The organism is Streptomyces scopuliridis (genome assembly GCF_042790125.1).
Classification (GTDB): Bacteria; Actinomycetota; Actinomycetes; order Streptomycetales; family Streptomycetaceae; genus Streptomyces; species Streptomyces scopuliridis_A.
The window spans coordinates 150,913-169,612 of the sequence record NZ_JBHTZS010000012.1; the positions used below are offsets into that span (position 1 = coordinate 150,913).

The 18,700-nt window shown below is 67.2% G+C and carries 15 protein-coding genes; 7 read left to right on the forward strand and 8 right to left on the reverse strand.

Features of this window, described 5'->3' with window-relative positions; genetic code table 11:
* The first annotated feature begins 84 nt into the window (after window positions 1–84).
* Entirely contained in the window at window positions 85–6,918 is a 6,834-nt protein-coding gene (locus ACFRKB_RS20395; protein ID WP_383107639.1) for a polymorphic toxin-type HINT domain-containing protein, read from the forward strand.
* Window positions 6,919–6,930: 12 nt separating this feature from the next.
* Window positions 6,931–7,437 carry a hypothetical protein gene (locus ACFRKB_RS20400; protein ID WP_383107511.1) on the forward strand — a complete coding sequence of 169 codons (507 nt, stop codon included), beginning with the start codon at window positions 6,931–6,933 and terminating at the stop codon, window positions 7,435–7,437.
* 116 nt (window positions 7,438–7,553) lie between these two features.
* Here ACFRKB_RS20400 and ACFRKB_RS20405 read toward each other — a convergent pair whose 3' ends face one another.
* The 7 genes from ACFRKB_RS20405 to ACFRKB_RS20435 form a co-directional block, all read right to left on the reverse strand.
* A complete protein-coding gene (locus tag ACFRKB_RS20405) occupies window positions 7,554–8,861 on the reverse strand; it encodes a tyrosine-type recombinase/integrase (protein ID WP_383107513.1) in 1,308 nt (435 codons plus the stop codon).
* A complete protein-coding gene (locus tag ACFRKB_RS20410) occupies window positions 8,861–9,085 on the reverse strand; it encodes a helix-turn-helix domain-containing protein (RefSeq protein WP_383107515.1) in 225 nt (74 codons plus the stop codon). Before ACFRKB_RS20410 ends, ACFRKB_RS20405 begins: the two co-directional genes overlap by 1 nt.
* Window positions 9,085–10,530 (reverse strand): replication initiator, encoded by a 1,446-nt coding sequence (locus ACFRKB_RS20415; RefSeq protein ID WP_383107516.1) that lies wholly within the window; start codon window positions 10,528–10,530, stop codon window positions 9,085–9,087. Before ACFRKB_RS20415 ends, ACFRKB_RS20410 begins: the two co-directional genes overlap by 1 nt.
* A 150-nt stretch (window positions 10,531–10,680) precedes the next feature.
* Window positions 10,681–11,379: a DUF2637 domain-containing protein gene (locus ACFRKB_RS20420; RefSeq protein WP_383107517.1), complete on the reverse strand. Its 699-nt coding sequence runs from the start codon at window positions 11,377–11,379 to the stop codon at window positions 10,681–10,683.
* Between the two features lie 35 nt (window positions 11,380–11,414).
* Window positions 11,415–12,827, reverse strand: coding sequence for an ATP-binding protein (locus ACFRKB_RS20425; protein ID WP_383107519.1), 1,413 nt, complete (start codon window positions 12,825–12,827; stop codon window positions 11,415–11,417).
* 1 nt (window position 12,828) lies between these two features.
* Window positions 12,829–13,017: a hypothetical protein gene (locus ACFRKB_RS20430; RefSeq protein WP_383107521.1), complete on the reverse strand. Its 189-nt coding sequence runs from the start codon at window positions 13,015–13,017 to the stop codon at window positions 12,829–12,831.
* Window positions 13,014–13,367, reverse strand: a complete 354-nt coding sequence (locus ACFRKB_RS20435) for an SCO3933 family regulatory protein (RefSeq protein ID WP_383107522.1) — start codon at window positions 13,365–13,367, stop codon at window positions 13,014–13,016. Before ACFRKB_RS20435 ends, ACFRKB_RS20430 begins: the two co-directional genes overlap by 4 nt.
* 164 nt (window positions 13,368–13,531) lie before the next feature.
* Here ACFRKB_RS20435 and ACFRKB_RS20440 point away from each other — a divergent pair, with 164 nt between their 5' ends.
* The 5 genes from ACFRKB_RS20440 (at window position 13,532) to ACFRKB_RS20460 (ending at window position 18,053) form a co-directional block, all read left to right on the forward strand.
* On the forward strand, window positions 13,532–14,425 hold the full coding sequence (locus tag ACFRKB_RS20440; protein WP_383107524.1) for a GntR family transcriptional regulator: 894 nt from the start codon (window positions 13,532–13,534) through the stop codon (window positions 14,423–14,425).
* A gap of 588 nt (window positions 14,426–15,013) precedes the next feature.
* Window positions 15,014–16,261: a helix-turn-helix domain-containing protein gene (locus ACFRKB_RS20445; RefSeq protein ID WP_383107525.1), complete on the forward strand. Its 1,248-nt coding sequence runs from the start codon at window positions 15,014–15,016 to the stop codon at window positions 16,259–16,261.
* A gap of 157 nt (window positions 16,262–16,418) precedes the next feature.
* Window positions 16,419–16,757 (forward strand): hypothetical protein, encoded by a 339-nt coding sequence (locus ACFRKB_RS20450; RefSeq protein ID WP_383107526.1) that lies wholly within the window; start codon window positions 16,419–16,421, stop codon window positions 16,755–16,757.
* On the forward strand, window positions 16,750–17,037 hold the full coding sequence (locus tag ACFRKB_RS20455) for a DUF7848 domain-containing protein (RefSeq protein WP_383107528.1): 288 nt from the start codon (window positions 16,750–16,752) through the stop codon (window positions 17,035–17,037). The genes ACFRKB_RS20450 and ACFRKB_RS20455 overlap by 8 nt, the downstream gene beginning before the upstream one ends.
* 515 nt (window positions 17,038–17,552) lie before the next feature.
* Window positions 17,553–18,053: a DUF2750 domain-containing protein gene (locus ACFRKB_RS20460; RefSeq protein WP_383107530.1), complete on the forward strand. Its 501-nt coding sequence runs from the start codon at window positions 17,553–17,555 to the stop codon at window positions 18,051–18,053.
* A gap of 46 nt (window positions 18,054–18,099) precedes the next feature.
* Here the strand turns inward: ACFRKB_RS20460 and ACFRKB_RS20465 are convergent, their stop codons facing one another.
* Window positions 18,100–18,525: a hypothetical protein gene (locus ACFRKB_RS20465; protein WP_383107531.1), complete on the reverse strand. Its 426-nt coding sequence runs from the start codon at window positions 18,523–18,525 to the stop codon at window positions 18,100–18,102.
* Window positions 18,526–18,700: the final 175 nt, after the last annotated feature.

Consider the following 18,700-nt stretch of genomic DNA (forward strand, 5'->3'; position numbering starts at 1 on the left):
GCGATGGAATCCCACATGAGCTCCCGTATCCCACGCCTTCCCAAACGTCCGCTCAGGCGGATATCTCTGGCCGTCTCCACGGTGATGGTCGCCTCCATTTTGCAGAGTGCCGCGATACCGGCTCAGGCAGCGAGCAGCAACTTGCCCGGTCTTCCGGACGCGGAGAAGCCGGTCGCGGGCTCCTACAGCGCCAAGGCCGTTCCCCGTGCCCGGTCCGAGCAGCCAGTTGGCCCGCGCCAGGCACCACACGCCTCCTGGCCGGACGCCACCTCCGTTGACGTGCGCGTGCCGAGCGCCGACACCCGGGGAAAGGCCCATTTCGCCAAGGCCGAGAACACCCCCCTTTCCGTCTCGGCCCCCGACCCGTCCGGGACGGCCACATCGTCACGTACGAGGGCGACGGGGGACCGAGCCGTACCGTCGACCGTCGCCACGCGCGTTTTTGGGCGTGCGCAGGCTGAACGAGCGGGCGTGAAGGGCCTGCTCTTCAGCATTGAGCCGACGGTGCGCGCCCCGCAGCCGGCCGCGAAGAGCGTAAGGAAAACCGCGGTCGCGGTCAGTGTCGACTACGCGGAATTCGCCGGAGCCTTCGGTGGTTCGTACGGTGCCCGGATGCGGCTGGTAACGCTGCCGGCCTGCGCGTTGACCACCCCCGCCAAGGACGCCTGCCGTACCACCACCCCTGTCACCGCCACCAACGACACCGCCGCGCAAACCCTGACAGCTCCCGCTGTCCAGCTCATGGCGTCGGGCAGTCCCACAGTCCTCGCGGCCGTCGCGGCCGCCGAAGGCGATAAGGGCGACTACAAGGCCACCGCGCTGTCCGCGTCCGCCTCGTGGTCCACGAACCTCAACTCCGGTGACTTCGCCTGGTCCTACGACATGCCTGTCCCGGATGTTCCCGGCAGCCTCCTGCCCAAGGTCGGGCTCTCGTACGCGTCGGGGACCATCGACGGACGGACAGGGAGCACGAACAACCAGGGCTCCTGGGCCGGTGACGGCTTCGATCTCTGGCCGGGCTCTATCGAACGCCGCTACAAGCCCTGCTCCGATGACGGCGAGAAGAACGCCGACGGCAGCAAGCCGGGCGATCTGTGCTGGGCCTACGACAACGCCTTCCTCTCCCTCAACGGCAAAGGCGGCGAGCTCGTCCCCGCGGGGAAGGACGAGTTCAAGCTGAAGCAGGACGACGGCACCAAGATCACCCGCTTGAGGTCCGTCAACCGGGGCAACGGTGACGATGACGGTGAGTACTGGCGCCTGACCGCACCGGACGGCATCCGCTACTACTTCGGCTACAACCGGCTCCCCGGCTGGACGGACGGCAAGGCCACCACAGACTCGACCTGGACCACCCCCGTTTACGGGAACAACACCGGCGAATACTGCAACGCCGCCACCTTCAAGGATTCGTGGTGCCAGCAGGCCTGGCGCTGGAACCTCGACTACGTCGTCGACACCCACGGCAACGCCATCGCCTACCACTACACGAAGGAGGAGAATTCCTACGGCCGCAACCTCACGGCCGAAGATGACACGCCCTACACGCGTGGCGGGTACCTCAAGCGTATTGATTACGGACTGAAGTCCAACCGCATGTTCGCGGACAAGCCGCTTGCGCAGGTCGCCTTCACCAGCGCCGAGCGCTGCCTCCCGCAGTCCGGCGTCACCTGCGAACCGTCCACCATCGGTGACAAAGCCTTCTACTGGTACGACACACCGTGGGACCTCAACTGCCCGTCCGGCACCAAGTGTGACAACGGCAGGCTCTCGCCGTCCTTCTGGACACGCAAGCGCCTGACCCAGGTCACCACGCAGATCCTGGCCGCCGACGGAACCTACGCGCAGACCGATACCTGGCGCCTCGGCCACCGCTGGGGCATGGCCGACATCGACTATCAACTGCTGCTCGACTCCATTCAGCACACCGGCGAATCTGCCACTCCCGTCATCACCCTGCCGAAAACGACCTTCACCTACACCCAACTGGAGAACCGTCTCGACAAGACCGGAGACGGCTACGCCCCGTTCGTCAAGGATCGTCTCTCCACGGTGTTCGATGAATCCGGAGGGCAGATCGGCGTCAACTACTCAGCGCCCACCTGTGACTGGAACGCACTGCCGAAACCGGAGACCAACACCACCCGCTGTTTCCCGCAGTACATCGGGGACAGCGATTCGAACGAACCCATGCAGTGGTTCAACAAGTATGTCGTCACCTCCGTCACTGCCATCGACCGCACCGGCGGCGCGCCCCACAGCGTGACGCGTTACCAGTATCTGGACGGCGGGGCCTGGCACTTCGACGAAGACGACGGCCTGACCAAGGAGAAGCACCGTACCTGGTCGCAGTGGCGCGGCTACGGCCACGTCCGGGTCCAGACAGGCGGCCAGAGCGGTGCCGAGGCCATGAAATCCCAGCAGGACACCTACTTCCTGCGGGGCATGGACGGCGACCGCGAGAACATCAGCGGTGGCACCAAGTCCGTGTCCGTCTCTCTGGGCGACGGCGAGGGTGATCCGATCACCGATCACCCCTCCGTGGCCGGCCTCAGCTACAAGACGGTCACATTCGACAAGCCCGACGGCAAGGTTCTCGCCAAATCGGTCAGCAGACCCTGGTATCACGAAACAGCGAAGAAAGTACGTGACTGGGGCACGGTGACCGCCAACTTCACCGGTACTTCCAGCACGAAGAAGTGGCAGTCGCTCGACAACGGGGCCGGGGCATCCTGGCGCGTCACCTCCACCGCCACGAAGCGGGACACCGTCGCAGGACGCGTCATCGAGGTCCACGACCTCGGAGACCACGCCACCATCTCCGACAACCAGTGCACCCGCACCAGCTACGCGGCCGACGGCGGCGACAACCTCCTCAACAGGGTCTCCCGCGTCGAAACCGTCGCCGCGACCTGTGCCGCCACACCCGACCGCACGAAGGACGTCCTCAGTGACGTCCGAACCGCCTACGACGGCGGCGCCTACGATGCCGCCCCGACCAAGGGCGACGTCACTGCCACGGCGACGCTCAAGAGCCACAACGGCACTATGGCCACTTACCTGGAGAGCGGCTCCACCTACGACACCTACGGACGCGTACTCACCACCACCGACCTCACCGCGAACGTCACGGCAGTCGGCGACGACGTACCGGTACGCAGCGTCCGCGGCGACGGCCGTACGGCTACGACGGCCTTCACCCCGGCCACCGGCCTGCCCACCCAGGTCAGCAGCACCACCCCGCCCGCCAAGGCGGGGGACACCTCCACCGCCCAGACCACCACGCAGGACCTCGGACCCCGAGGGCTACCGGTGAAGCTGACCGACACCAACGGCAAGGTCACCGAGTCCACGTACGACGCGCTCGGCCGCACGACACAGGTCTGGCTCGCCGACCGGCGTAACACTCAGACTCCCAGCTACGGGTTCAGCTACCTCATCGAGGAGGGCAAGCCCACCGTCGTTGCCACCAAGGTCCTCGACAACAAGGGCGGGCAGTTGACGTCCTACACGCTCTACGACGGATTCCTCCGCGAGCGTCAGACCCAGACGCCCGGACCGGACGGCGGCAGCATCCTTACCGACGTCTTCTACGACGAGCGCGGACAGACCGCAGAGACGTTCGCGCCGTACTACATCGTTGGCGCACCGTCGCGCGAACTGTTCGTGCCCAAGGATGCCCTGTCGGTAGAGACCCAGACCCGCACGACCTACGACGGACTGGGGCGGGCGACCGAGACCCGTCAGATCGCCGGAGACGGCCAGGGCGGCACTGTCCTCAACACCATCAAGACCCTCTACAGCGGCGACCGCAGCACCATCATCCCTCCGGTCGGCGGCGTCGCCACGACCGCGGTCGTCGACGCCAGAGGCCGGACCACCCAACTCCTCCAACACCACCAGCGCAGTGCCGACGCGCCCTACGACACCACGTCCTACGCCTACACACACCGTGGTGAACTGGCGAAGATGACCGGCCCGGCCGGCGCCGACTGGACCTTCACCTACGACCAACTCGGCCGCCAGACCAAGACCGTCGACCCGGACAAGGGCACCACGACGAGCGTCTTTGATGACCGCGGCCAGCTCATCTCCTCCACGGACGCGCGCGGCACGACCCTCGTCAGCGGTTACGACAACCTTGGCCGCAAGACCTCACTGCGCGAAGGTTCGGCCACGGGCACCCTGCGCGCCGCATGGGTGTACGACACCATCAGTGGAGCCAAGGGGCAACTCGCCGAATCCACCCGCTACAGCGGCGGCCAGGAGTACACCTCCAAAGTCACCAGCTACGACGAGCTCTACCGAGCGATCAAGACAGCCGTCGTCATCCCCGCCGCCGAGGGCAAGCTCGAGGGCACTTACCAGGCCGGCAGTCTCTACAAGCCGTCCGGGCTGCTGTCAGGAGTCAGCTACTCCGCGGCCGGCTCCCTGCCCGGCTCCGCGATCACGTACGGCTACGACGACCGGACTCTGCGTCTCACCGGCACCTTCGGCCAGGGGATCAGCAGCAGCATCAGCTATAGCCTCACCGGCAAACCGCTTCAGTACGCCATGAACCTGGCCGACGGCGGCAAGAAGACCCAAGTCAACAACACCTACGAGTGGGGTACCCAGCGGCTCGCCAGCTCGCGCGTGGACCGCGAGGAGCAGAACGGCGTCGACCGCAACGTCAACTACCGCTATGACGAGGCGGGCAACGTCCTGTCGATGGCCGACGTCTCGCGCACCGGAACCGACAACCAGTGCTTCACCTACGACTACCTCGGCCGCCTGACAGAAGCGTGGACACAGAACACAACCCAGTGCACCGCCACCCCGGAGGCGGGCAAGATCACCGGCCCCGCCCCGTACTGGCAGAGCTTCACCTACGACAAGGCCAGCAACCGCGCGACCGAAACTCAGCACAACCCGGCCGGTGATACGGCAAAGGACATCAAACGGACGTACGCCTACCCCGGAGCGGGCAAGCCGCTGGCCCACTCACTGACCTCCGTCACCAACACCACGTCCACCGGCACGAGCACGGACAACTACTCGTACGACCAGACGGGGAACACCACCGGTCGCCCAGGTCAGAAACTCACCTGGGACGCCGAAGGGCATCTCTCCAAGGTCACCGAAGGTACCAAGACCACCGATTACCTCTACGACGCCGACGGTAACCGACTCATCGGCCGCACCAGTACGGAAACCACGCTCTACCTGGGACACACCGAGGTCGTCCTGCCCAACGGTGCGGACAAGGCGAAGGCGACCCGCTACGTCGAACTCGGCGGCGGACACGCCGGAGTCCAGAACGACGACGGGACCTGGTCCTTCACCATCGCCGACCACCACGGCACCGGTCAACTCGCCATTAACGCCGCCGACCTGTCCCTCACTCAGCGCCGCGCCCTCCCCTTCGGCGCACCCCGCGGCGACACCCCCAAGGCCTGGCCCGGTACGAGGGGCTTCGTCGGCGGCACCGACGACACGAAGGCCACAGGCCTCACCCATCTGGGCGCCCGCGAATACGACCCGGCCATAGGCCGCTTCATCTCCATCGACCCGCTCCTCGACACGAGCGACCCCGAATCCCTCAGCGGCTACAGCTACGCCCATAACACACCTCTCACCCACAGCGACCCGAGCGGCCTCAGGGACCCTGGTGGGACCGTCTGCGGTATCACCTTCGAGTGCACGGGGGGCGGCGAAGCCTGGGAGGAAGGCTACGGCCCAGGCAAAGACAAAGGCAAAGGCAAAGGCAGTGGTGGAGGCGGTGAAACCACCACTAACGGTGCAGGGGCCTGGTGGAACGAAAGCTCGAACAACAAAGACAATGACGGCGATGGGCACATCAATGTGTACGCGGGGCTGAAAATCCCCGTCAACTGGACCCCGAAGGTCACTAAGGCATTCATCAAAACCTTCTACAACCGTGTGGAGAAGTGGTGCGGGGGTGATCTTGAGTGCCTGGAGGAATACCCGGATCCGTACACACTCGCCAACCTGGCCGCCTTTGCGTGCGGCGACGTAAAGTGCCCCGACGGAGCCGAACTCCGTAAAACAGCAATTATCGCCGGTATGTCGGAAATATTCGCGCAAGGGCCGGGCGGGGGCGTAAGGGCGGCCGGAGGGAAGGGGAGGAGCAGTAACCGGGGATCCGGGTGCAACCAATGTTTCCTGGCCGGCACCGACGTGCTCATGGCCGACGGAACGACCAAAGACATCGAAGACATCGAACTCGGTGACACCGTGCAGGCCACCGACCCCGAGACGGGAGAGTCGGGACCTCGTGAGGTAACGCGCCTCATCGTCACCGAGGACGACAAGCACTTCAACACCCTGTCCATCGCGACCGACGCCGGCATCGAGCAACTTACGGCGACCTACGAGCACCCCTTCTGGTCACCCTCCGAGAAGGCCTGGCTCGGAGCAGCCGAACTCAAGCCCGGCATGACGCTGCTCACCGACGACGGCGACACGGTGATCGTCACGGCGAACCGAGCCTCCACCAGGCATGCTCGGACCTATAACCTCACCGTGGACGACCTCCACACGTACTATGTGCTGGCGGGGCAGACTCCGGTACTCGTTCACAACAGCAACTGCACAAATTGGGCCGCCAATAGCGTGAAGACGTGGGGGCACACATTCAAGACTCATGGTGCCGGAGCGAAGAACACGAAGGCTCTGACCGATCGCGCTCGTAGTACCGGGAATCAGCAGGGTCAATGGCTGGATAATGACGGCGCTGCAGGGTTCTTGAAGGGACTCCATGTCGAAGGGGCCGGTCCCAGGTCGGTGCGCATTCCGGATGGGTTGGGGCAGGTAATCATGCCGGATGGGAGTATCGTCCAAGCGCGGGCAGCTACCATCGTCCCGAGTCCAAATGGACTGTACAAGACGGGATTCCCGATTATTGGCCCGAACTAGGAGGCTGGAGAGATGAGCTTCTCTGTGTCGTTCAATCCGGCCGTGCAGTCTGGTGCTGCGGCTCCTGCTCTAGCAAGTCTGGAGCCGGGTGACGATTACGAAACCCTCGTCATGGAGGCGTGTAGCGCTCTCTCCGATGCTGGAGGCAGCAGATTCCACATTGGCGGTTTCGGGAACGATGAGTGGCCGCTCGATATCGGATATGATCTGTCTGCCTTCATGGAGCAGTTCCCGTCGCTGATAGCGGGTGTGCGTGAACGTCGCGAAGTCGAGGTGGATCTCTACTCTCAGGGTATCGAGAGGACTTTGACCTTCCGTCCAAGCGAGGACCTGGTGATGATTCACTGCGAGTCGCGGACCAATTGGGTTCCAAACCCAGAGTTCGAGAGCATTGCGCAAAGTGAGCTAGTCGCGATGCTCTCGAAATTGGCCGAAGACTTCGCGCGGGGGTTGAAGGCGATTAAGTCCGACCTGTCGGAGGCCGCACCATTCGATCGTTGGCTGGAGGGTGAGGTGTAGCCTCACGGCCCGATCCTGCAATCCACGTGTTGGATGGCAGTAGCAAAATTGAAGCCCCGCCAGGTGTGTCCTGGCGGGGCTTCTGCGGTGAGTGACGGCAGTAGCTGACGGCAACGTCAGTGGACGGTGGCTCCGCACAGCGGCGGGTCATCGCCGTTGTCGCGGGTCGACTCGTCGTTGCCAGGGATGTCAAGGGCGGTGCCGAGGGTGTCTATGGCCTGGCGCTGGAGGCGGAGTCGCACATGGGCGTAGACGGTGGCGGTGACGCCGATGTGGGCGTGGCCGAGGAGTTCCTTGATCACGACGAGTTCGACGCCCTGTTCCAGGAGCAGGGTGGCGGTGGAGTGTCGGAGGTCGTGGAAGCGGATGCGGCGGAGGCCGGCCTTACGGAGGAGTGTGGTGAAGGTCCGGGTGAGGTTGGTCGGGTCGATCGCTCTTCCCTGCGGCGTGGTGAACACGTACCCGTTGTGCTGCCACTCGGCGCCCGCCGTGTCACGGTCGCGCTGCTGCTCTTCGTGGCGGTGCTTCAGCGACTGGATGCAGCGGTCAGGGAGGGCGATGCGGCGCTCGGAGGCCCGAGTCTTGGTTGGCAAAGCGGTGAGGCCGTCTGTGTTGGTGCGCTGCAATGTTCGGCGGATGGCAGCGGTGCCCCGGTCGAGGTTGAGGTCTTCCCAGCGGAGACCGAGGAGTTCGCCCTTGCGGAGCCCGGTGTGGAGAGCGAGTTCGAACAGGGCGTGCAGCCGGTGTTCGTTCGCGGCGGCGAGGAACTGGCGGGCTTCTTCAGCGGTGAGTGGTTCGAAGCGTCGGGGCCGAGGCGTGCCGGTGCGGACGTTGCGGGCGACGTTGCGCGGGGTCTCCTCCTCGCGCACGGCGTGTTCCAGGGCGGACTTGAGTACGGAGTGGATGTAGGTCAGCGTCAGCGGGGAGAGCCGCTTGGAGCAGCATGTTCCGGTGGCGCAGCAACGGGGTTGATCGCGGCCGGCGTCGATGTTGCGGGCACAGCACTGGCAGGTGGTGCGGAGTTGGTTGAGCCAGGTGCGGACGTCCTTGGCGGTGAGCTTGGTGAGCTTCTTCTTGCCCAGGCCGGGGATGAGGTAGTTGTTCACGCAGGCGGAGTAGCGGGTGTGGGTGTTCTCGCGGAGGTGGTGGACGGCAACGGCCTCCAGCCAGTACGTCAGGTACGCGGCCAGGCTGCCCTGAGCGGACGGGATGGGGAGGCCGCGGTTGCTGTTGGCGATCTTCTCGGTGAGCTTGGCGAGGGCTTCCTTGCGGCTGGTGCCGTAGACGCGGACGCGGCGGCGGGTGTTGCCGGGGGCGAGGACGTATCCGGCGGCTTCCCAGCGGCTGTCCTTGCGCTGGTAGACGGTGCCGTCGCCGTTGGCGCGGACGCGGCGGGAGGCGGGGGTGTCGCGGGGTGTGGTCATCAGGCGGCTTCCTGTTCGAGGCGGGTGCGGATGAAGTCGGTGAGGGCGTGGGTGGGGATTCGGCGGGCGCGGCCGAGGGTGATCGAGGCGAGCTGTCCGGAGCGGAGCAGGTCGTAGACGGCGGAGCGGCCGAGCTGAAGGCGGGCCATCACCTGGGGCACCGTGAGCAGCTCCAGCGCCGGGGTCACCTCCGCGTGAAGGACGGCGAGCGGGGGCGAGGTCATCAGCAACCCCCTTCGGCCGCGAACTGCCTTTCCAGTTCACTGCGATGCCAGACGTCGACGGCGAGGAGGGCCGCGCCGGGGCTGTAACCAGAGCCGAGGTAGTCCCAGCGCCCGACGACAAGCGTGGTCGTCGGGTCGGACTCGGGCAGGCCGGCACGGGCGCGGGCCTGTTCAGTACGCCAGGCGCGGCGGGCGTCGCGCAGCGCGCCGAGGGTGGTGGAGTAGCGGCGGGACTTGGTGGAGAAGTGGCCCCGGAAGCCGAGCATGTGCGCCCACTTCCAGAGCTTGAGATCGGCGAACTCGGCGAGCTTGCCCAGTTCCCAGCAGGTGCGGATCATCTGGCGCATGTGCTGGGCGACGGCGAGGCGGGGCAGGGGCCGGGCCTGCCCAGTGCCGTCGCAGGTGGTACAGGGGAGCGGGGTTCCGTGAGGCAGGAGGGTGGCGCCGCGTCCCTGGCAGGGACGGCAGAACAGGGCGCGGTCGAGGGCGCCGGAGGCGTCGGCGGACTTGGTGGCGTACTTGGCCACGTAGGCAGCGACGGCCTGATCGGTGAGTTCGGCGTCGGTACCGAAGGCGGCGATCTCGCGCACGTCGAGCTGTTCGCCCCAGGTGAGTTCGCGTTCCCCGATCGCGTCCGACACGACGGTGACCCGGACGCGAGCGGCTGCGGCCCGGATGGCGTCGGCGAGCACGGCGACGGTGGCATACGGGGGCGGGGGCTGGGTGCTGCCGTCGGGGCCGTCGAGCCGGATGACCGCGTGGAAGTGGACCAGACCACGCTTCTGGTACTCGGCGACCTTGGCGAAGGACACGCGCAGGACGGCGCGGGCGGCTTTCTGGGTCATGCCGAGTCGTGCGGCGATCTCCCGGCGCAGGTAGATGGTGAAGCGGGCCCACAGGGCGGAGGCGTGGGCGTTGAACAGGACCGCGCCCGCGTAGTCGTACGTCGCGGGGTTCAGCGGCGTCCCGATCAGGGCGTCCGTGGGTTCGTGGAGCTTGCGGCAGCGGCAGGGCCGGATGTCGCCGCCGGGGGTGGTGGGGCGGTTGTGGACGGGGCCGAAGGAGGGGGCGGTGAGGGTGGTGAAGACGCGGGGGTGGGTGCGGACGGTGTCGGGCACGGTTTTGCCGCCGGAGAGGCCGGCGCGGATGAGGTGGTAGGTGTCGGCGGCGTAGAGGCGGGAGCAGGCCGGGCAGCGTGAGGCGCGGCGGTTGCCGCACGCGGTGAGCAGGCTGCCCGTGGGTTCGGCGGCGGTGGTGTAGGAGCGCAGTACCTCACCCGTCGCCGTGTCGACGGTGGTGGTGTGGCCGGTCAGGCGGACGGGTTCGGTGCAGCCGCCGAGGTGTTCGATCTGCTGCTGTGCGCGGTCGAAGTCGGGGTGGTTGACGAGGTGGAGCAGGTCCCGTACGGCGGGGCTTGCCACGTGGCGCAGGTCCAGGGTGACCATTTGGGGCGTGTCCCTTCTGCTCGGGTGGGTGGCCCCGAGCAGCAACCAGCCGGATCTGTAGGCGTGTTGGTGCTGCTCGGGGCATGGCGAACCAGACCCGTTGGCGGGCGTGGGTTCAGAGAGGGGGAATTGCCTGGGGGCGGCCGGGACTCAGAGCTGAGCGAGTGCGGCGGTGGCCACCGGCAGGGCGACGCCCATGCGCGTGCCCAGGTGGGCGGCGGTGATGGGTGTTCCGTGCTCGGCGTGGTGGGTGTCCGCGATGCGCCGGGCTGAGTCGATCAGGGCGACCGGCAGGGCCGGGGCGGAGACGGGCCGGGGCGTCTTGGCGACGGCGACGGGCAGAGCGGCGGCAGGAGCCGGGGCGGGCGTCGGGGGCTCGGGTGGGGGTGCTTCGTCGGGCACTGGTGCAGAGATGGGGGTGGCGGCCTCCAGGTGCGGGGTGGGGTGGGTGAGGGTGTGGAACTGGGCGAGGAAGGCGGGGCCGACGTGGCCCCAGCCGAGCAGCAGGAGCGGGGCGACGGTGTCCAGGCAGGCCCGGCCGTAGCGTCCGGTCAGTAGCGGTTCGGCGGTGTTCAGGGCGAGGGTGAGCAGGCCACACAGGTGCAGCAGCCGGGTACCGGCCTTCAACTCCGCCTTGGACACGCCGCGCAGGGCCAGGAACCGTAGCGCGACCAGGAGCCCGACGACGGACAGGTCCACCATGGGGGCGATCAGCGGCGCGATCGGGTGGGGAACACCGAGCCGCAGGGCGAGTGCCCAGACGTTGCCGAAGGAGAAGACGAAGGCCAGGGCCGCGATGACCGCCATGACCACGGTCACGGTGCGCCGGGTGAACCGTTCCTCCGCCATGTCCTCAACCTCCTTTCTGGTGTGGGTCGTTCGGTTTACTTGACGAGCGGGGCAGGGGCGCCGCCCGGTCCTTCGTCGTCGGGGAACGTCCGGCCGGTCGAGTCGAGGAGGGCGTCCAGGCACAGGTCCGGGTCGGCGGTCAGATCAGAGGTGCCCTCGGCGACGCGGGCCGCGTCGGCGTCTGAGACGTAGGGGGTGCGGATGCGGGTGTAGCCGGGGCGGCCCTGCATGGCCATCACCGCGACGCCGACGTAGGCGGGGTCCTGCAAGGTGACCCGGCTGGCGTCGGGCCAGTTGCGGATGTCGTCGCCCAGCGCGGCCACCGCGGCTTCCACGGTCTTCTGCGCGAAGGACAGCCCGATGGGGCACACGTCGCGGATGAAGGTCGGGAGGGCGTCGCCGGTGGTTTTCTGGCTGATGAGGATCACCAGGATGCCGACGCTGCGGCCCTTCTTGACCAGGTCCTCCACCAGCCGGGCGTTCTCCGCCGTCAGCGCGCCCAAACGTTTCGTCTCGGCGTCGCTGCCCTTGCACTCGCGGAAGAAGGTGTGCGCCTCGTCGATGATCAGGACCGTGAGCGGCCACTGCGGCGAGGGGCCGACGTGCCACATGTTCTTCACGCCCAGTACGTCACGGATGGTCGAGGACCGGCGTCGACGCAGCTCCACCAGTCGCTTGAACAGTGCGTTGGCTTCGTCGAGGTCGTCCCCGCAGAACGCGAACATCCGCTTGACGAGGTCGGCGTAGTCGCCCTCCGAGGCCCGTGACACCTTGCCGTCCGCAGTCGCGATCTGCACGGCCGGGGAGGGTGCGAAGTCGCAGACGAACTTGTTGACGGTCGAGGTCTTGCCCGCGCCGGGGGCGCCGGCCACGGTCACGCCGGGCACGTTGGCCAAGGACACGCACACCTTGGCGGCGTACTCGTCCACGCCCAGCTCCCAACGCGTCAGGTCCGTGGGCGGGCGGCCGGTGGGCCGATGCCCGGTCGGCGTGGTCAGGGGGTCGGAGCGCACGCCCCGGATCACTACTCGGCCGGGGCCGTCCGGCAGGACGGAGACCCGCGTGCACCGCCAGGCGTCCGCCAGGAACCGCGCCGCCTTCTGGTACTCCTCCAGCCCGACCTGCGGCAGAGTCTTCGCTCGCACGACCACGCCGAACCGGTCCGGCTTCACCTTGATCCGGGGAGTCAGCACCCGAGGCGCGGGGGCGGGGCCGTCCTTCTGTGCGGTGATCTGCGCGAGCAGGCCCGGGGTCCTGTCGGTGACCGTCAGCCCGGCCATCCGCGCGAGCCGTACCCAGCCCCAGCGCACCCGGACGGCCTGCCGCATACTCACCCGTGTGCCTCGGTCGGCATGCACGTAGCGCACGACCGTCACCAGCAGCCACACACCGACCAGCGCAGTAGCGATCGGCAGCGCGTACGACGTGTATCCCGCGATGGCTTCCATGTCATGCCCCCTCTTCGTGTATCAGGTGGAGCACATGACCCAGGTCCAGGCGGGCCGCCTGCTCCGGGTTCAGGCCGAGCAGATCGAGCACCGCAGACGAGGCTGCGAACGTGGCCTTGCCTTCGGTCCCCGGCAGGGGGCTGAGCGGGTACAACTCCCGCTCTGGTACGGAGTTTTCGAAGCGGATCACTGGGCCGCCTCCACCGTCACCAGCTCCAGGCGGGCGGCCCTGTAGGCGACGCCGTCGGAGAGCTGTCCGTTGAAGATCCGCGCCCACGGAGTTGCGAACAGCTCCACCGGCCGCACCATCGCACCCGGCTTCAGCCCGGCCGCCAGGCCCGTCTCCGGCACCGTGATCTTCAGAACCTCGGCCCGGCCTTCCTCCATGAGCATCACCGTCACCGTGTACAGCGACGCACCGGTCTCCCGGTCGGTGGCGACCTCTCCGGTCTGCTGGTCCTTGATCTTCAGCGCCGGGTCGGTGCCCGCGATGCACAACGCCGACGGCAGCAGGGCAACACGGATACGGGTCATGGCCATGCCATCACATCCTCGTTCGATGGAGCCGCTTGATCGACTCGCCATGACCATAGCGGCACACTCGCTACACCCGCAACACTCGATGCGTATCGCTACAGCGATACAGCTAGAACGCCGAGGACGCCCGGGTGTGCCGCGAGTGCTGGCCCCGCTACCCTCGTGCCATGAAGCTGCCCCTGGGAGAGGACCCCCGGCCGCCATACGTCCAGGCCGCCGACGTCCTGCGCGCCGCGATCCACGACGGCGAGCTGCGCCCAGGCGAGCGGCTCCCCGCCGCGCGCGAGCTGCAAAAGCGCTTCGGCATCGCCAGCTCCACGGTCCAAAACGCCCTGCGGCTGCTCAAGGAGGAGGGGCTGATCTACTCGGTCCTGGGCCGGGGCAGCTACGTCCGAGCACCAAAGCCGGCGGTGCCCACCGAAGCGGAGGTGGGTACCGAAGTAGAAGATGAGATCGATCCAGGCGAGTCCGATCCTGAGTACATCGGTCTCGGCGACCTCCGACGCGGTTGGCAGACCGCAGACAGTCCTGCCGACGATCCGCGCCCCCCGTACGTGCGGACCGCGGACGAACTCCGCAAGCAGATCCAGGACGGCCGGCTCGCGCCCGGTGCCAAGCTCCCGTCCGCCCGCGACCTGCAAACCCAGTACGGCATCGCCAACTCCACCGCACAGAACGCCCTACGGGTCCTCAAGGAGGAGGGGCTGATCTATTCCGTGCAAGGCCGGGGCGTCTTCGTTCGCCAGCTCAGCCCGCGCGATCAGTTCCTCAAGCGCTACGACGAGGGTTTGGAGGAAATGGCGGCGCAGCGCCGTGCGGACGAGGAAGCGGTGCGGCTCAGCGGAAAGAGTGACGACGAAGTGGCTGCCGAACTCGCCGCCGCCGAGGAACGATTCACCAAGGCCAGCACTGAGTTCGAAGCCGCCACCGCCCACCGCGACGCCATGCGCGCCGTCATGGAACAACGCAAGCGCCTCAGCGGCAACTACACGCCAGAAGAGGCCGCGGCCAAAGCCCAGCGCCTGCACGACCGGCTGAACGAAAGTAGACGCCGCCGCTGAACCGGCCGCACCCGGCGGAGCGGCAGAACACGCAGCACGGGGCACGCGCAGCACGGGGCGAGCTGTTCAGAGTTTCTTTACTTGATCAAGGCGGTCCGCTGGCGCGGCCCGCGCGCGCTCCGGCCCTGCGGGGCCGCCGCCCGCTCCTGTCTCCGCCCCGCTGGCGACGGCCCCACCGGTCCGGGCGCGCAACAGCCAGCACAGCGAACCATCCTGGGGCCCTGCCCCAGACCCCGGCCCTCTCTCTGAGGGGCAGGGGGCCGACTTGCGGGTGCGGCTTCGTCGTGGTGTGGGGTCGGGGTCGCGGGAGGGGGTCCCTCGCCGACCGGTCACCGGAGGCGTACCAGGAACCCCCGGGGGCCGCCAAGGCCGAGCGCACGCGTCACGGTGTGAGCCTTGGCGGCCCCCGGGGAACCCTGGTCCGGCGAAGCTGCCCGACCGACGAGGGACCCCCTCCCGCTCAGGCCCCGATTCTGCCTGTGTTCCGGCTCGCCACGTGGTGGGGCACTCCTGTGGGTGGATGTCTGCTGGATCGTCCCCGGCTGATGTGCCGGTCGGGCGTACCGTGGAGTGGGAGGTGGTGAGTTGATGACTACGGAGCTGGCCGACAACGTCCGCAAGTACCGGCGTCGCGCGGGGATGAGCCAGGAGGAACTGGCCCACGCCGCAGGCGTATCGACGGGCACGGTACGCAAGGCCGAGCAGGGCGGCACTCTCCGCATGGAGACCCTGCACACTCTCGCCCGAGCGCTGAGGGTGACCACCGCCGCATTGATGGCGTCCGATGCCCCGGAGCCCGTCGGGCGGACCGAGGAGCCTAACCGGGTCAATCTGATCCAGCTCCGCGCCGTCCTCACCCCGGCCGTCGGACTGGTGGACCAGGATGCCGAAGCCGTGGGCGAGGAACCGAACCTGCGCACCTTCCGGCGGACGCTGCAAGACGCACGGGTGCTGTACTTCTCCGACAGCTACAAAAGCGTCGCGGCCCAACTGCCCGGCCTGCTGCGCGATGCCGCACAAGCCGTCGCCTACTACGGCAGCGGGGACGAGCACCGGCAGGCCCTGCTGGCCCGCGCCGAGGCGCTGCGTCTGGCCGGCACCTACCTCACCCAGGTACGGCAGTACGACATCGCGTACGCCGCTCTGCACGGCGCCATCATGGACGCCCGTCGGGCCGGAGACATGCTTGCGGCAGGCTCAGGTGTCGGCGGCATGTGCTGGCTGCTGGTGCGCCAGGGCCGCTTGGACGAGGCGGAACAGGTCGCCGCCCAGAGCATGGACGCGGTGGAACCGAAGATCACTGGGGCCGAGCCGGACCACTACGCGGTGTGGGGCGGCCTGGCGATGGAGGCCGCCGCCGCAGCCGCGAGGAACAACCGTCCCGACGAGGCGAAGGCGTACCGTCAGGCCGCCCGGGTCGCGGCAACCGCAGTCGGGACAGCGCATCGCAATATCACCCGGCACTGGTCCGTCTTCGGGCCGGTCACCGTCGCCGTCAAGGCACTCGAAGACTCCCTGGTCATCGGCGACGCCCGCGCGGTGGTGCGCAAGGCAGGCGAGCAGGAGGAGTTGTCGCCCAAGGCATGGAAGCGCCTGGGCAGGCCCAGCACCAACGACGGGAACCGCTTCACCCTCGATGTGGCGCGCGCCCACACCCGGACCGGCGACCTGTCCGCCGCCATGGACGAGTTGACCCGCGCCAGGGAAGCCGCCCCGCAGTGGCTGCGGCACCAGAACGGGGCCGCCGAGACCATGCAGGAGATCCTCGGCAAGCGGAAGCGCACCCTCACCACGGAGATGCGCGAAATGGCCGACTACCTGGGCGTCGTCGGGTAGCTGCCACGCAGCGTGGCAGTTCGTGAACCAAGAGTCGCGAACTGCCATGACTCGCACCTGGGGTGACAGTCAGTCAGTACCTACGGTCGGTGTGTCCACTATCAGTGACCCAGGCCGGGGGTGCCCAGTGAGCCAGCCCAGGAGCGATGCCGACCGCATGCGTCGCAGAGAATTGTACGACGCCGCGTCGGGCGGGGGAGGCCCCCGCTTACTGCCGTGGACCAGCCCGGAGGGGAAGCCCTGCTACCTGAGCACCGACGGCCGGGGCTACCTCTCCACCCTCGCCGACAGCATCGAGACGGCACAGCTCAGCATGGGCCAGGAACTGCTGGAGTACGCCCGCGACGCCACGGCACCCGGCACGAAAACCCTGTCGGCGACCGAATACCGCTGGCTGGCCCGCCGGTTGACAGAAGCCCTGACGGACGCGCTCAGGGTCGCGGAATCGCGCGGACACCGCATCCCGGATCAGGAAGAGGCGACCGAGGATGCCTGACTCTCCGAACGTCGGCGCACCAGAACGCAACTCCTCTCGGGGCCGCTACCGCTTCCGCGAGTACCACGTGACCACCGTCCCCGACCCCCTGGCGCTGCCAACGTTCGAGGCGGTCTGCGTCAACGGCGAAAAGCACAACTGCGGCGCCACCTCGGGCACGCTGAACACCCCGGACGAGCTGACCCGTTGGATCGCCGGACACTGCGCCCAGAGCGGCCACCAGCTCTACGAGCAGACCGTCCGCGCTCTCGTCCGTGCCGAGACTGGCGCGTGGCAGTAGAATCCCGCTGCACCGACACCAGGCCAGCGGCAGCGCGACCGCGTGGCCGTCGCTCCTGACGGCAGTAGCGACGGCAACACCCACGGATTTCCACGCACAACCACGGACACCAGCGGAACGCAAATCCCGCGCTGACCTGCGAAAAAGCAGGTAAAAAAGCAGGTAGAGGGGTACCGCGTAGCACACGTACTATGTGCTGGCGGGCGAGACGCCGGTCCTCGTGCATAACAGCAACTGCGGTGGGCGTTGGAAATTGGGCGAAGACTATTCCAAGCCCAATAGGGGTGGCGTCGCCCCATCCTTGTCCACCATGCGTAAGCGATTTTGGAAGAACGAAGCGGCGGAGCCGGGCGCCGCAGACCAATACGGTGCCGCGAACATCGATCGTATGAAGCGGGGATCGGCGCCACAGAGGCAGCGTTCGGACGGGTCGTGGGAATCAATGGAGCTGAGCCATGAACCTATTCCCGAGCGGGATGGTGGTATGTTGCTGACTCCGCGATGGCCAAAGGATCATGCAATTATGGATCCCGGAGGATACCGTAGACTCCCGCCCGGTTACTAACGCTGCGGACGGACGTGGCGCCAGTGCCCTCTGGCCGCCGCGCTCAATCGTGCTGCTCAAGGCGGGACGATCTAGGAGGATTCAAGTGAGCACAAGTGGGGCGCAGGCGGCGGCCTTCTTCCGCGAGATCGTTCAGACTCGTACCATTTGGTGGGTTCGAGATGAGCACGGCAGTCCGACGCCGGCCTCAAGTTCTGGGCGACCAGCATTTCCCTATTGGTCATCGGAGGCTCGAGCGCAGCGCGCTGCTCAGCTATGGGGTCCTCAATTTCGTGCTGTTTCAATGCCGCTGGATCATTGGCGAAGCGCGGCGTTGCCGGATCTAGCCAAGGATGACTTCCGAGTAGGGATTAATTGGAGTGGGCAGCACCTGACTGGGTGGGACTTCACTGTCAATGAAGTGGTCAATCGTCTCATTCATGCGCTTGGCGAACCACCATACGACCGATAGATTCGGTTGAGTGACAGCGCTCGGGCGCATGTCCTCTTCAGAGCGGTCAGAAGCCCCACCAAGATTTGTTTTTGGTGGGGCTTCTGTGGTGTTTGACGGCAACGGTGGGTGGATCGTCGGGGGTGTCGGTGGGGTTGAGGGCGTTGCCGAGGGTGTCGATGGCGTGGCTTTGGAGGCTGAGGGCCTGGCGGAGCAGGGTGTTGAAGTGTCGTGTGAGGGTGGACCCTTCGATCGGGGCGCCGTCGGGGCGGGTGAAGACGTAGCCGCTGTCCTTCCAGCCCGCTCCCGCTGCCTCGCGTTCCTGGAGTTGTCGGTTGCGGTGCTGTTCGAGGGGGCGCAGGCACGGCGTGAGCAGGGCGATGCGGCTTTCGGAACTCTGGGTCTTGGTCGGGAGAGCGGTCAGGCCCGCCGAAGTTGGTGCGCTGGAGGGGGCGGCGGATGTTAGCGGTTCCTTCGGCCAGGTCGAGGTCATCCCAGCGCAGGCCGAGGAGTTCGTCCTCGATGCGCTTGAGGGAGCTGGGCGTTGGGGAGCGGATGCCGAGGCAGCGTGGTCACCATTCCCGCGCGGTTGGCGGGACACCATAGTTCTGGTGGCCGGTGTGCGCGTGGTGACCATGGGTACCGGCATCCGGGGAGGCGCGAACCTC